This window comes from Micromonospora sp. NPDC005305, assembly GCF_040607315.1.
Classification (GTDB): domain Bacteria; phylum Actinomycetota; class Actinomycetes; order Mycobacteriales; family Micromonosporaceae; genus Micromonospora.
The window spans coordinates 160831-174800 of the sequence record NZ_JBEXGL010000009.1 but is presented as its reverse complement, the minus strand read 5'-3'; the positions used below and the strand labels follow the sequence as shown (position 1 = coordinate 174800).

Annotated in this window: 11 protein-coding genes; 7 read left to right on the top strand and 4 right to left on the bottom strand. The window is 73.4% G+C overall.

Annotated features, from left to right (window positions below):
* Positions 1–12: 12 nt before the first annotated feature.
* The 6 genes from ABZS80_RS17685 (at position 13) to ABZS80_RS17660 (ending at position 7697) form a co-directional block, all read left to right on the top strand.
* Complete coding sequence (locus ABZS80_RS17685; RefSeq protein WP_355057005.1) at positions 13–1179, top strand: ABC transporter ATP-binding protein; 1167 nt, start codon at positions 13–15, stop codon at positions 1177–1179.
* The gene (locus ABZS80_RS17680; protein WP_151463337.1) at positions 1176–2153 is read left to right on the top strand and encodes an ABC transporter permease; all 978 of its coding nucleotides are present in this window, start codon (positions 1176–1178) and stop codon (positions 2151–2153) included. The genes ABZS80_RS17685 and ABZS80_RS17680 overlap by 4 nt, the downstream gene beginning before the upstream one ends.
* A gap of 3 nt (positions 2154–2156) precedes the next feature.
* Positions 2157–3194 (top strand): ABC transporter permease, encoded by a 1038-nt coding sequence (locus ABZS80_RS17675; protein ID WP_355057003.1) that lies wholly within the window; start codon positions 2157–2159, stop codon positions 3192–3194.
* A complete protein-coding gene (locus ABZS80_RS17670) occupies positions 3191–4189 on the top strand; it encodes an ABC transporter ATP-binding protein (protein WP_355057001.1) in 999 nt (332 codons plus the stop codon). The genes ABZS80_RS17675 and ABZS80_RS17670 overlap by 4 nt, the downstream gene beginning before the upstream one ends.
* A 46-nt stretch (positions 4190–4235) precedes the next feature.
* Positions 4236–5648: a GH1 family beta-glucosidase gene (locus ABZS80_RS17665; protein ID WP_355056999.1), complete on the top strand. Its 1413-nt coding sequence runs from the start codon at positions 4236–4238 to the stop codon at positions 5646–5648.
* A gap of 153 nt (positions 5649–5801) precedes the next feature.
* Positions 5802–7697, top strand: coding sequence for a ricin-type beta-trefoil lectin domain protein (locus ABZS80_RS17660; RefSeq protein ID WP_355056997.1), 1896 nt, complete (start codon positions 5802–5804; stop codon positions 7695–7697).
* A 42-nt stretch (positions 7698–7739) separates the two neighbouring features.
* Here ABZS80_RS17660 and ABZS80_RS17655 read toward each other — a convergent pair whose 3' ends face one another.
* On the bottom strand, positions 7740–8972 hold the full coding sequence (locus tag ABZS80_RS17655) for an ROK family transcriptional regulator (protein ID WP_355056995.1): 1233 nt from the start codon (positions 8970–8972) through the stop codon (positions 7740–7742).
* A gap of 163 nt (positions 8973–9135) precedes the next feature.
* Here ABZS80_RS17655 and ABZS80_RS17650 point away from each other — a divergent pair, with 163 nt between their 5' ends.
* Complete coding sequence (locus ABZS80_RS17650; protein WP_355056993.1) at positions 9136–10491, top strand: glycosyl hydrolase family 18 protein; 1356 nt, start codon at positions 9136–9138, stop codon at positions 10489–10491.
* A 150-nt stretch (positions 10492–10641) separates the two neighbouring features.
* Here ABZS80_RS17650 and ABZS80_RS17645 read toward each other — a convergent pair whose 3' ends face one another.
* From ABZS80_RS17645 to ABZS80_RS17635, 3 genes are all read right to left on the bottom strand, one after another.
* Positions 10642–12435 (bottom strand): glycoside hydrolase family 15 protein, encoded by a 1794-nt coding sequence (locus tag ABZS80_RS17645; RefSeq protein ID WP_355056991.1) that lies wholly within the window; start codon positions 12433–12435, stop codon positions 10642–10644.
* A 34-nt stretch (positions 12436–12469) separates the two neighbouring features.
* On the bottom strand, positions 12470–12925 hold the full coding sequence (locus ABZS80_RS17640) for a hypothetical protein (RefSeq protein ID WP_225853656.1): 456 nt from the start codon (positions 12923–12925) through the stop codon (positions 12470–12472).
* Between the two features lie 260 nt (positions 12926–13185).
* Positions 13186–13944: a TioE family transcriptional regulator gene (locus ABZS80_RS17635; RefSeq protein WP_355056989.1), complete on the bottom strand. Its 759-nt coding sequence runs from the start codon at positions 13942–13944 to the stop codon at positions 13186–13188.
* Positions 13945–13970 lie beyond the last annotated feature (26 nt).

The window sequence follows — 13970 nt, the reverse complement described above, 5'->3', positions numbered from 1 at the left end:
CAGGAACTCGGCATGACGTTGAGCGAGAGCGCGGCGGCGCCGGCCGACGAGGTGGTGCTGGAGGCCGTCGGCCTGACCAAGCACTTCCCCGTCCGCAGGCGGCTGCGTGACCTCTTCTCCCGGACGCCGGCCGTCGTGCACGCCGTCGACGACGTATCGTTCGCGCTGCATCGGGGACGGGTGACCGCGCTGGTCGGGGAGTCCGGCTCCGGCAAGTCCACGGTGGCCCGGCTGCTGGCCCAGATCTATCCCCGCACGGCCGGCGACCTCCGCCTGCACGGCACGTCCACCCGGGTACGCGGCGGCCGGCCGTTCCGGTCGTACGTGCGGCGGGTCCAACTGATCCTCCAGGACCCGTTCGCCTCGTTGAACCCGGTGCACACCGTCCGTTACCACCTCACCCGGTCGCTGCGGATCCACGGCAACGCCGGGCGCGGCGCCGAGGACCTGGACCGGGCCCTCGCCAAGCTGCTCACCCGGGTCAGCCTCACCCCGCCCGAGCGCTACCTGGACGCCTTCCCGCACGAGCTCTCCGGCGGCCAGCGGCAGCGCGTCGCCATCGCCCGGGCGCTCGGGGCCGACCCGGAGGTGCTCCTCGCCGACGAGCCGGTGTCCATGCTCGACGTCTCGATCCGCCTCGGCGTGCTCAACCTGCTGCAGGACCTGAAGCAGCGGTTGAACATCGCCATCCTCTACATCACGCACGACATCGCCTCGGCCCGCTACTTCGCCGACGAGACGATCGTGATGTACGCCGGCCGGATGGTCGAGGGCGGCGACAGCGAGACCGTCACCCAGAACCCGGCCCACCCGTACACCCGGTTGCTCACCGATTCGGCGCCCGACCCGGAGCGGATCACCGGCGACGGCGCCGGGGCCGACGCGGCCGCCCGGGAGGACCGCGGCCGGGGTGAGCCCCCGAGCCTCATCGCCCCGCCCGCCGGCTGCCGCTTCCACCCCCGGTGCCCGCACGCCATGCGGCGCTGCACGGTGGACCTGCCGCCGCGGCTGACCATCGGCGACCGGCCCGACCACTGGGCGGCGTGCTGGCTCTACGACCCGGACACCGTCGCCGCCGACGCCCCCGGCTCGGCGGCGCCCGACGCCGACCCGGCCGTGTCACCGCCCGCGGCGGCGGCCGGCCGGACCGACATCGCCACCCTGGGGGAGCCGCGATGAGATTCCTCCTGCAGCGCGCGGCCTTCTACCTGTTCACGGCGTGGGCGGCCATCACGCTCAACTTCTTCATCCCGCGGCTGGTGCCGGGCGACCCCGTGCAGTCCCTCATCTCGCGCAACCAGGGCCGGATCAGCGCCGACGCCATCGAGTCGCTGCGCGTGCTGTTCGGGCTGGACACGCACGAGAACATCTGGCAGCAGTACCTCGACTACTGGGGGCAGCTGCTCCACGGCGACCTGGGCCTGTCGTTCACCTTCTTCCCCACGCCGGTGGCGACGGTGATCGGCGACAGCCTGCCGTGGACGGTCGGGCTGGTCGGCATCACCACGATCATCAGCTTCCTCCTCGGCACCGCGCTCGGCGTCGGCGCCGGCTGGCGGCGCGGCTCCTGGGTCGACGGGCTGCTGCCGGCCACGACGTTCCTGTCCTCGATCCCGTACTTCTGGCTGGGTCTCGTCGCCATCGCCGTGTTCACCGGGCCGGGGAGCTTCTTCCCGTCCTCCGGCGGCTACGAGGCGGGCCTCGTGCCGGCGTTCGACGGGTACTTCATCCCGAGCGCGATCAAGCACAGCGTCCTGCCCGCCGCCACCATCCTGGTCTCCTCGATGAGCGGCTGGATCCTCAGCATGCGCAACATGATGGTGACCGTCTCGTCGGAGGACTACATCACCGTCGCCCACGCGAAGGGCCTGTCGGAGCGCCGGGTGGCCCTGAGCTACGCCGCCCGCAACGCGCTGCTGCCGAACGTCTCGGGCTTCGCGCTGTCGCTCGGGTTCATCGTCGGCGGCACGCTGCTCGTCGAGATCGTGTTCTCCTACCCGGGCCTCGGCTACCAGCTCTTCCAGGCGGTCGGCTACAAGGACTACCCGCTCATGCAGGGGATCTTCCTGATCATCACGATCTCCGTGCTGGTGGCGAACCTGCTCGCCGACGTCGCGTACCTGCTTCTCGACCCGCGGACCCGAAAGAGCTGAGCGATGACCATCTCACCGTCGAGCATCGAACAGGTCATCCCCGGCCAGGGGGCGATGGCCCAGCCGTCGGCCGCGCCGGGCCGGGCGAAGCGGCGCCGGTTCCGGTTCGTCGCCAACGCCAAGGCCGCCACCGGCCTGGTCATCCTGGCCGTCTACTGCCTGTTCGCCATCATCGGGCCCTGGGTGGCGCCGTACGACCCGGACGCGCGCAGCGCCGACGTGCTCCAGGCGCCGTCGACGCGGCACTGGTTCGGCACCACCCACCTCGGTCAGGACATCTTCAGCCAGATCCTGGTCGGCGCGCGCAGCGTCATGCTGGTGGGCCTGCTCGCCGGCGTGCTGGCGACGGTCCTGTCCATCCTCATCGGCGTGACGGCCGGCTACATCGGCGGGGTGCCGGACGAGGGCCTGTCGGCGCTGTCCAACGTGTTCCTGGTGATCCCCGCCCTGCCGCTGATCATCATCGTGACGTCGATCGTCGAGCAGGCCAGCGACACGCTGGTGGCGCTCATCATCGGCTTCACCTCGTGGGCGTGGGGCGCCCGCGTGCTGCGCGCCCAGACGCTGTCGCTGCGGCGCCGCGACTACGTCGAGGCGGCCCGGGCCACCGGCGAGCGGACCTGGCGGATCATCCTGTTCGAGATCCTGCCCAACCTGACCGCGATCATCGCCTCCGGCTTCGTCGGCACGGTCATCTTCGCGGTCATGTCGGAGATCACCCTGGCATTCATCGGCATCTCGTCGATCTCGTCGTGGAACTGGGGCACCATCCTGTTCTGGGCGCAGGGCCAGCAGGCCCTCGCGCAGGGCGCCTGGTGGTGGTTCGTGCCGGCCGGGCTGGCCATCGCGGTGCTGGGCACCGCCCTCGCCCTGATCAACTTCGGCATCGACGAGTTCGTGAGCCCCCGGCTGCGCAGCGCCGGCAGGACCCGGATCCGCACCGCCGACGGCCACACCGTGCGGATGCGGGTCGGCTTCACCCCCGTGCTGGCCCCGGTCTCCCGTCCGATTCCGGCCCCCCGAGAGGAGGTCACGCCATGAGTGATCCGTTGCTGGAGATCCGCGGGTTGCGGGTCGACTACGGGCTCGGCCGCGCGGCCGTGCACGCCGTACGCGACGTGGACCTGACCCTGCACCGCGGCGAGGTGCTGGGGCTGGCCGGCGAGAGCGGCAGCGGCAAGTCCACCCTGGCGTACGGGCTGACCCGGCTGCTGCCGCCGCCCGGCGTGGTCAGCGGCGGCCAGGTGATCTACCACCCGGCCGACGGCCCGCCGGTCGACGTGCTGACCCTCAGCCCGGCGCAGCTGCGGCGGTTCCGCTGGGCGGAGACGTCGATCGTCTTCCAGGGCGCCATGAACTCGCTGAACCCGGTGCACAAGGTCTCCACCCAGCTGCTCGACGTCATCAAGGCGCACGAGCCGACGAGCACGGCGGCGGGGCGGCTGGCCCGCGCCCGGGACCTGCTGCGCCTGGTCGGCATCGCGGCGGACCGGCTGGACAGCTACCCGCACCAGCTCTCCGGGGGCATGCGGCAGCGCGTGATGATCGCCATGGCGCTGGCGCTGGAGCCGCAGGTGGTCATCATGGACGAGCCGACGACCGCGCTGGACGTGGTGATGCAGCGGCAGATCCTCGGCCAGCTCGCCGAGCTGCGGGAGCGCCTCGGCTTCGCGGTGCTGTTCATCACCCACGACCTGTCGCTGCTGGTGGAGTTCTCCGACCGGATCGCCATCATGTACGGCGGCCGGATCGTCGAGGAGGCGCCCGCCGCCGAGCTGTACCGGCGGGCGCTGCACCCGTACACCGAGGGGTTGCTGCACTCCTTCCCGGCGCTGCGCGGACCGCGCCGCGAGCTGACCGGCATCCCCGGCTCGCCGCCGGACCTGCGGGCCATGCCGGAGGGTTGCGCGTTCCACCCGCGCTGTCCGAAGGCGTTCGACCCGTGCGACAAGAAGGTGCCGGCCCTGGGCGCCGCCGAACCGGGCCGGGACGTCGCCTGCTGGCTGCACCCGGTCGCCGCCCCGGCCCCCCGCTGACCCCGCTCTCCGTCCGACCGAACGACCCGCTACCGCGAGGAGAACCATGGACACCGACCTCACCCGCTCCACCGCCACGGGGCAGGCCGACCCGATCGACACCCTTCCGCCGACCTTCCGGTGGGGGGTGGCGACCTCGTCGTACCAGATCGAGGGTGCGGTGGCCGAGGACGGCCGGACGCCGTCGATCTGGGACACCTTCTGCCGCGTGCCGGGCGCGGTGGCCAACGGCGACCACGGCGACGTGGCCTGCGACCACTACCACCGGATGCCGCAGGACGTCGGGATCATCGCCGACCTGGGTCTGGACACCTACCGGTTCTCGGTGGCGTGGCCGCGGGTGCAGCCGGGCGGGCGCGGGCCGGCGAACCCGGCCGGGTTGGCCTTCTACGACCGCCTCGTGGACGAGCTGCTGGGCCGCGGGATCGACCCGTGGGTGACCCTCTACCACTGGGACCTGCCGCAGGAGCTGGAGGACGCGGGCGGCTGGCCGAACCGGGACACCGCCTACCGGTTCGCCGACTACGCGGAGATCGTTTTCGCCGCGCTCGGCGACCGGGTGAAGACGTGGACCACGCTGAACGAGCCGTGGTGCTCGGCCATGCTCGGGTACGCGTACGGCAACCACGCCCCGGGGCGGCGGAACCTGGGCGACGGGATCGCCGCCGCGCACCACCTGCTGCTCGGGCACGGGCTGGCGGTGCAGCGGCTGCGCGCTGCGGCGGCCACCCCGATCGAGCTGGGCCTGACGGTCAACCTGTCCACCGCCGACCCGGCCACCGACGGCGCGGCCGACCGGGACGCGGCGCGGGCCGCCGACGGTCTGGGCAACCGGCTCTACCTCGACCCGGTGCTCCGCGGCGCCTACCCAGAGGACGTGGTGGCCGACCTGGCCGCCGAGGGCGTGCGCATCCCGGTGGAGGAGGGCGACCTGGAGGTCATCTCGTCCCCGATCGACGTGCTCGGGGTGAACTTCTACTTCGGGCAGGTGCACTCCGGGGTCGACGAGCAGGGCCGGGAGCGGGACGACGACGGCCGGCCGGTGCGCCGGGTGATCCGCCGGGACCTGCCGCGCACCGCGATGGACTGGGAGATCGTGCCGGACTCCTTCACCGAGCTGCTGGTCCGGCTGCACCGGGACTACCCGGGCGTGCCCCTGGTCATCACCGAGAACGGGGCGGCCTTCGACGACAAGCCGGACGCCGACGGGTTCGTGGCCGACGACGACCGGGTGGCGTACCTGACCGAGCACCTGCGGGCGGTGGCCCGGGCCCGGCAGGCCGGCGCGGACGTGCGCGGCTACTTCGCCTGGTCGCTGCTGGACAACTTCGAGTGGGCGTACGGCTACGACAAGCGGTTCGGCATCGTGCGCGTGGAGTACGACACCCAGCGGCGCACGCCGAAGCGCAGCGCGCACTGGTACCGCGACACCATCCGGCGGGTGCGCGGGGAGCGCTGACCCGGCCGCTCGGGGCGGCCGCGCGGGATCCTCCCGGGCGGCCGCCCCGCCGTGCCCGGACACCCCGTCCGGGCCCTTTTTTCATGTCTTGACATAAGCAGGTGCGAGGGGTTTTCTCATTCGCGGATGTCGATTTATCCGGAAGGAGCATCCGTGTCCCCCACCACCGTTCCCCGGCTCGCCGGCCGCGCCGTCCTGGCGCTCTGCCTCGCCGCCGGCACCCTCGCCCTCGCCCCGCCACCGGCCGCCCGGGCCGCCGGCGAGACCGTCAACCTCTGGCTCACCACCACCTCCGACTCCGGCGGGCGGACCGCCACCCGGGGCCTGCAACAGCAGAGCCCCCTGACGTTCGCCGCCACCAGCCCGGCCGCCACGCACACCGTCACCGTCGACGAGAACACCCGCTACCAGCCGTTCGAGGGCGCCGGGGCGTCCATCACGGACACCACCGCGTACCTGCTGCGCGGTGGGCCGGTCAGCGCGGCCACCCGGGACGAGGTGATGCGCCGGCTGTTCAGCCCCACCGACGGCATCGGCCTGTCCTACGTGCGCAACCCGATCGGCGCCTCCGACCTGTCCCGGCCCGGCAACGTCTCCCTCGACGACACCTGCTGCGACCTGAACGACTTCGGTGCCAACGGGTACGACACCAACGTCGAACTGCTCACCGCGCAGGCCCGGCAGCTCAACCCCGCGCTGCGGGTCATGGTCGTGCCGTGGAGCGCGCCCGGCTGGATGAAGGACAACGGCCGGATGGACCAGATGGGCTGGCTCCGGTGGGAGTACTACGCCACCTACGCCCAGTACTTCGTCAAGACCATCCAGGCGTACGCGGCCCGGGGCGTGAAGGTCGACTACCTCTCGGTGCAGAACGAGCCGAACTGCTGCCAGTCCGGCAACCCCACCGCCATGGACTACCCGGGAATGAGCTGGAACTCCTCCGGCCTCGTGGAGCTGACCAAGAACTTCGTCTACCCGGCGTTCCGCGCCGCCGGCATCACCACGAAGGTGCTGGTGCACGACTGGAACTACGGCGACTACGGCACCATCGGCTCCGGGCTGCTCGCCGACAGCGCGGTCCGTACCGACCCGCTCTTCGGCGGCATCGCCTGGCACGGCTACTGGGGTGACCCGGCGGTCGGCAGCCAGGTGCACGGCCAGTACCCGGCCGTGCCGCAGTTCAGCACCGAGCACTCCGGCGGCACCTGGATCACCAACCAGCACAACGAGGACATGGCCGACATCGTGAACTACGCCCGGAACTGGAGCCGGAGCGTGGTGAAGTGGAGCCTCGCGGTCAACCAGTTCATGGGCCCGCACAACGGCGGCTGCGGCACCTGCACCGGCCTCATCACCGTGCAGGAGGGCGGCCCCCGCGCCGGCCAGGTCGACTACACCATCGAGTACTACACGACCGGGCACCTCACCAAGTTCGTCCGGCCCGGGGCCGTCCGCATCGACTCCACCGCCAACGGCACCGTGCAGAACGTCGCGTACCGCAACCCGGACGGCACCAAGGCGCTGCTCGCGCACAACGGCGGCGGCTCCGCGCAGTCGGTGAAGGTGGTCTGGGGCGGGCAGTCCTTCACCTACACCCTGCCGGCCCGCACCACCGCCACGTTCACCTGGGCGGGCACCCCGTCCGGCGGCGGCGGGGGCGGCACGCCGACCGGCCCGATCACGGGCATCGGCGGCAAGTGCCTCGACGTCACCGACAACAGCAGCACCGACGGGGCGCTCGCGCAGATCTGGAGCTGCACGGGCGGCGCCAACCAGCAGTGGACCCGGGCCGCCGACGGCAGCATCCGCGCACTGGGCAAGTGCCTCGACGTGGCCGGCGGCGGCACCGCCGACGGCACCACAGTGCAGCTGTGGACCTGCAACGGCAGCGCCGCCCAGCGGTGGACCTGGACGGCCGGGCGGGACCTGGTGAACCCGCAGGCCAACAAGTGCCTGGACGTCACCGGCAACACCTCCGCCGACGGCACGAAGACGCAGATCTGGAGCTGCACCGGCGCGGCCAACCAGAAGTGGACGCTCCCGTCCTGAGCCGGGGCCGGGCCGGCGGCGCCCCGCCGCCGGCCCGGCGGCTCAGCGGGTCCGTGAGCGGGGCCGCCGCGCCGGCCGCGCGGGCGCCGGCACCAGCCGGGCGGCGGGTGCGCGCGGCACGCCGCCCTCGCGCAGCAGCCGGGCCATCGGCAGGGTGGCCGCGCCCATCGCGACCGCGTCCGGTCCGAGCCGGCACAGCTCGATCGAGGTCTGGGCGTACGGCTGGCGCAGCGCGTGCCGCGCGGTGACCTCGCGGATCTGCGGCAGGTAGCGCTCGCCCAGGGCCAGGCCGGCCCAGCCGCCCAGCACCACCCGCTCCGGGTTGAACAGGTTCACCAGGTTCGCCACCCCGGCGCCGAGGTAGCCGACCGTCTCGTCTAGCACCTTCGCGGCGGTGCGGCTGCTGGCGCGCAGCAACTCGCCGAAGGCGCTCTCCTCGTCGCCGCCGGCCGCCGGGCGGCCCCGGTTGGCCTGCCGGAACCGGTCGAGCACCCCTTCCGCCCCGACGTACGCCTCCAGGCAGCCGAGGTTGCCGCAGCGGCAGCGCCGGCCCCCGTACACGATCGTGGTGTGCCCCCACTCACCGGCGCTGCTGTGCGCGCCGCGGTAGCCCACGCCGTCGGCGACGACGCAGGCCCCGACGCCGGAGCCGACCAGGGCGACGACCGCGTGCCGGACGCCGCGGCCGGCGCCGAACCACATCTCGGCCTGGCCGAGGGTCTTCGCGCCGTTGTCGATGTGCACGGGGATGTCGGTGCCGGCGCGGAGCATGGCGCCGAGCGGCACGCCGTCCCAGCCGAGGGTCTGCGCGTGCACGACGGCGTCGGCGGCGCGCTCGACGGTGCCGGACACGGCGACGCCGAAGCCGAGCACCGCCGTCGGGTCGACGCCGGCCTGTTCGACCACGGCGGCGAGGCCGTGCAACAGGTGGTCGGTGACCTGCCGGGGGTCCGGCTCGGCGCCGGCGATCGGGTACTCCGCCTTCGCCAGTGCGGTCATCGCCAGGTCGAAGAGTTCGACCTGCACGCGCGTCTCGCCGACGTCGGCGCCGACCAGGTAGCCGTAGGCGGGCGCGACGCGGAGCAGCACCCGGGGGCGGCCGCCGTCGGACTCGACCGAGCCGGCCTCCTCGACCAGGCCCTCGGCGATCATCTCGCCGACCAGGTTGCTCACGCTGGCCAGGCTGAGCGCCGTGGACTGCCCCAGCTCGTGCCGGCTCAGCGGGCCGTCCAGCCAGATCCGGGTGAGCAGGACCGACCGGTTGGCACGACGCATGTCGCGCACGGTGGTGCGTCTGGCGTCCACGTCCGCCGCCGTCCTCTCCCGGCCGCCCCGGCGGCCTGCTTCACGCCGTGAACCAAGTGCTGACAGACTACTGCGCATTTACATTTAACAAAGTTAACTGCTAGCCTCCGGCGCATCGATGAGGAGGTATGTCATGCGACTTCGACGACGGCTGACCGCCGTGCTCGGCGGCGCCCTACTGCTCGCCGTACCCACCGCCCTGCCGGCCGCCATCGGCCCGGCCGCCTCCGCCGCGGAGACCGCGCTGGTCTCCTGCGCGGGCGTGCCGGCCTGGGCCGAGGGGGTGACCTGGACCGCGGGCAGCCGGGCCAGCTACGCCAACCGCCTCTACCAGGCGCTGGTCACCCACACCCCGCCGGCAGGCGCGGGCTGGACGCCGGCGGCCACGCCGGCGCTCTGGACCGACCTGGGCGCCTGCGGCGGCGGCACCCCGTCGCCCACCACCACCAAGCCGCCCTCGCCCACCCCCACGCCCACCGCCTCCCCCACGGCGACGCCCACCTCGACGCCGACCACCCCGCCGCCCGGCGGCACCACCTGCGCGCTGCGGTCCCGGCCCGCAGGCAAGGTGCTCCAGGGCTACTGGGAGAACTGGGACGGCGCCGCCAACGGCGTGCACCCCGGCATGGGCTGGATCCCGGTCACCGACTCCCGGATCACCGCCCACGGCTACAACGTGATCACCGCGGCGTTCCCGGTGATCCGCGCCGACGGCACGGTGCTCTGGGAGAACGGCATGGACGCCGGCGTGAAGGTGCCCACCCCCGCCGAGGTGTGCCAGGCCAAGGCCGCCGGCCTGACCGTCCTGCTGTCGATCGGCGGCGCGACCGCCGGCATCGACCTCGGCTCCAGCGCGGTCGCCGACCGGTTCGTCGCCACCGTGGTGCCGATCCTCAAGCGGTACAACTTCGACGGCATCGACATCGACATCGAGACCGGGCTGACCGGCAGCGGCAACATCAACCAGCTCTCCACCTCGCAGGCCAACCTCGTACGCATCATCGACGGGGTGCTGGCGCAGATGCCCGCCGGCTTCGGGCTCACCATGGCCCCGGAGACCGCGTACGTCACCGGCGGCAGCGTCACCTACGGCTCGATCTGGGGCGCGTACCTGCCGATCGTCAAGAAGTACGCGGACAACGGCCGGCTCTGGTGGCTGAACATGCAGTACTACAACGGCTCGATGTACGGCTGCGCCGGCGACTCGTACCCGGCCGGCACCGTGCAGGGCTTCGTCGTCCAGACCGACTGCCTCAACACCGGCCTGGTCGTGCAGGGCACCACCATCCGCGTCCCGTACGACAAGCAGGTCCCCGGGCTGCCCGCGCAGACCGGGGCCGGCGGCGGCTACCTGAGCCCGGCGCTGGTGGCCCAGGCCTGGAACACCTACCGGGGCGGCCTCAAGGGGCTGATGACCTGGTCGGTCAACTGGGACGGCTCGAAGGGCTGGACCTTCGGCGACAACGTCAGGTCCCTTCAGGGCCGCTGAGGCCGCGCGGGGCCCCGCAGGCGCGCGGGGCCCCGCGTCCGGCGCCCTGATCGTCGCCGCGCCCTGGGTGCTGGCCGGAGGCGTCGCCTACCTGGCCGCCCGGCGGGTCATGGGACGCCGGCGCCGGTAGGCGCCGGCCGCTTCGCCACCTCAGCCGGGGCTGTCCCGGATCGCGAGCGCGGCCTGGACGAGCGCGGCGTGGGTCAGCGTCTGCGGATAGTTCCCGAGGTGGGCGCCGGTCGCGGGGTCGAGTTGCTCGGCGTAGAGGCCGAGCGGGCTGGCGTGGTCGCGCAACGCCCGGAACAGCTCCTCGGCCTCGCGGCGTCGCCCGGTGCTCGCGAGGGCCTGGACGAGCCAGAACGAGCAGGGCAGGAAGGCGCCCTCGGCGCCGGGCAGACCGTCGCGTCCCGGCGGGTAGCGGTAGAGCAGCGGACCGCCGGCGGAGAGCCGTTCGCGGATGGCGTCGATGGTGCCGCGCACGCGGGCGGACCCGATGTCGTCGATGCCGAGCAGGGGAAGGACGAGCAGAGCCGAGTCCAGGTCCTGCGTGCCGTAGCTGCGGACGTAGCTGGCCTGCGTCGGGTCGAAGCCGCGCGTCCGCACGTCGGTGGCGATGGCGTCGCGGGCGTCCTGCCAGCGCCGGCGTTGCCGGGCGGTAACCCGGTGGGTCTCGGCGATGCGCAGGGCCCGGTCGAGGGCGAGCCAGCCCATGAGCTTGGAGTGCACGTGCTGACCGGCCTCCCGGACCTCCCAGATGCCGGCGTCGGGCTCCCCCCACCGGCCGGCGACGACGTCGGCGAAGCCGCGCACGGCCCGCCACGTCTCGGAGTAGAGGGGGTGCCCGGCCTGGACGAACACCCAGGCGGCGTCGACCACCCAGCCGTAGCCGTCGAGCTGGTGCTGCTCGGCGGCGGCGTTGCCGAACCGCACCGGCACGCTGTCGAGATAGCCCGGCCAGCCGGCCAGCTCCCGTTCCGGTGGCACGCGGCGGCCGGTCAGGGTGAACAGCGCCGGCAGGCGGGGCCGGTCCAGCCGGCTGGCGTGCAGCAGCCACGCGAGGAAACCCTGGGCCTCCTCGAGTTTGCCGACGCCGAGGAACGCGTTGACCCCGATGCTGGCGTCGCGCGGCCAGACGTAGCGGTAGTCCCAGTTCCGCACCCCTCCGGGATCCTCGGGCAACGACGTCGTCGGTGCGGCGACCGGGGCCTGCGACGGGGAGTACGTCAACAGCCGCAGGGTCAGCAGACTGCGTACGACGTCCTCGCGGAACGGCAGCGCGCCGTCGATCCCGGCCGTCCAGGCCCGCCAGCGGGCCTCGTCGGCGAGGACGAGCCCCCAGGCCGCCTCGGGCTCGACGTGGATCAGCGGTTCGCGGTTGGCCACGGCGAGCACGAGGGTGACCGGGCGGCCCGGCACCACCTCGACGGGGGTGGGCCGGCCCGGCTCGACCGCGAGGTCGGGCGCGCAGCTCAGGGACACGGCCAGCGCCCCCCACTCACCGACCAGGATCCCGCCGCGGCGGCGGACGCGGGGCCGCCGGTGCCGTGCGCCGAGGCGGGGATCGAACTCGACGACGGCGTCCAGCGCTCCGCCCTCGGCCGAGAGACGCCGCACGAGCAGCGTGGCGGGCAGCAGCCGTCCCGAGACCTCGGCCACCATGGACTCGGTGAGGGTGAGCCGGCGGTCGCCCACCGCCCAGGTCGTCTGGAGCGTCGCGGTGTCCTGCCGGTAGCGCCGCTCGACGACCGTGGCGCGCGCGGCGGGGCCCACCCGGAAGGTTCCCGCCGCCGGGCCGCCCACGAGGCGCCCGAACAGGGGCTCACCGTCGAAACGGGGTACGCAGAGCCAGTCGATGGCGCCGTCGCCGCTGACGAGGGCGGCGGTGCGGGTGTCGCCCAGCAGGCCGTAGTCGCTGATCGGCGCCGGGGCACGGGGCCCGGTCACGGCCGGCTCACCGGTCGCCGGGGGCCGGTGGGGCTCAACCGGCCCGGAGGAGCAGTCCGAGGACCACCCCGTAGATGACGTGGACGACGGCCGCGACGGCCGGCGTCTGGACGCCGTAGTTGAGCGCGAACAGGCCGGGTGGCTCCAGCACGGCCGTGCTGGACGGGCCGGCCCGCTGCGAGGCCATGCGCGGATGGACACCCGGCAGCAGGGGTAGGAGCACGGTCAGCGCGATGGCGACGTGGAGCCCGCCGAACAGAGCACCGATCCACCAGGTGGCGCGGTGCAGCACGGCGAACGCGGCCGCGTACCCCAGGGCGAAGCCCTGACCGGCGACGAGGTGGATGAAGAAGCCGACGACCCGCGCCCGGTCGGGATCCGGGGTCACGAGGGTCCCCAGCACCAGGGGAAGGTCCAGGCGGGTGAACCCCGCCATCTGCGCCGTGATCATCGCCGCGGTGAGCGCGGCGGTGGCCACCAACCCGAACACTGCCCATCCGGCCCAGTCCATCTCAGCGGCGGCCGTCGGGGCACGCCCTGGCGTTCCGTACGCGGCGCGGCGCGGTTGTCTCGGCCATCGATGCCTTCCGGCTGTACCCACGAGGTCGTGTGCGCGCCCCGGACCGGAGCCCGCCAGCAACGGTCTCCAGCGTAGGCCCACCCGACCTCGACGCCGGGTGGCTTGCCGGAACACACCGCGCGAATCGACCGACCGGGTGAGCGGCGGCGCCGGCGCGTGGCCTCCGGCGATCAGCGGGTCGACCCGGAGGAGCGCTCCGTCGGCTCGTTTCCGGGCGGGGCCGGCCGGCATTCGAGGTAGGCGTCGAGTGCGGCGGCGCCGGTGAGCATGGCACGGCTCCGGGCCGAGAGCCGGGCGCGCCAGTCGGCCAGCATCGACGCGAGCGGCACGACGCCGCCGGCGGCGCGGACCTGGGCGATCAGCGGGGCGATCTGCTCCAGCCGGTAGCCGCCCCGGCGGAGCTGATGGGCCAGCCGGGCGTCGCGTACGTCGGCCGCGCGGTAGACCCGGTAGCCCGTCCGCGGGTCGCGGCGCGGCTGGACCACGCCGGCGCGTTCCCACTTGCGGAGGGTGGCCGGGCGGAGGCCGAGCCGTCTCGCCAGGGGGCCGACGAACGTGTCGCCGCGCTCGGGCGGCACCGGCTCCAGGTCGCGCAGCGCGGCCTCGACGGCCCGGAGGGTGTGGCGGTCGTCGAGAAGCTGGGCGTGGCTCTCGTCGATCAACCGGAGCGCGTCCTCGGTGGCGTCCCGGTTGATCGCCTGCATGACCGAGGTGGCCGTCCGCTGGCCGTGTCCGGGCACGAGGGCGAGGAAGGCGCGCAGGGCCTGCGCGTGCCGCGGAGTGTAGGTGCGGTAACCGTGCGGGGTGCGCTCGGCGCCCGGGAGGATGCCGGCCGCCTCGTAGTTCCGGACCGCCTGCGTGGACAGGCCGTGCGCACGCGCCAGGTCGACCGGCCTGAGCCGACCACCGTCTTGAGGGTTTCGCCGCATCGTCCCGCTCGAATCGCGCAAAAGTC

What these genes read in the sequence shown, in the direction of transcription:
- ABZS80_RS17685 (WP_355057005.1), top strand. Translation starts at nt 13, where the DNA reads ATGACGTTGAGCGAGAGCGCGGCGGCGCCGGCCGACGAGGTGGTGCTG.
- ABZS80_RS17680 (WP_151463337.1), top strand. Translation starts at nt 1,176, where the DNA reads ATGAGATTCCTCCTGCAGCGCGCGGCCTTCTACCTGTTCACGGCGTGG.
- ABZS80_RS17675 (WP_355057003.1), top strand. Translation starts at nt 2,157, where the DNA reads ATGACCATCTCACCGTCGAGCATCGAACAGGTCATCCCCGGCCAGGGG.
- ABZS80_RS17670 (WP_355057001.1), top strand. Translation starts at nt 3,191, where the DNA reads ATGAGTGATCCGTTGCTGGAGATCCGCGGGTTGCGGGTCGACTACGGG.
- ABZS80_RS17665 (WP_355056999.1), top strand. Translation starts at nt 4,236, where the DNA reads ATGGACACCGACCTCACCCGCTCCACCGCCACGGGGCAGGCCGACCCG.
- ABZS80_RS17655 (WP_355056995.1), bottom strand. Translation starts at nt 8,972, where the DNA reads ATGCGTCGTGCCAACCGGTCGGTCCTGCTCACCCGGATCTGGCTGGAC.
- ABZS80_RS17650 (WP_355056993.1), top strand. Translation starts at nt 9,136, where the DNA reads ATGCGACTTCGACGACGGCTGACCGCCGTGCTCGGCGGCGCCCTACTG.
- ABZS80_RS17635 (WP_355056989.1), bottom strand. Translation starts at nt 13,944, where the DNA reads ATGCGGCGAAACCCTCAAGACGGTGGTCGGCTCAGGCCGGTCGACCTG.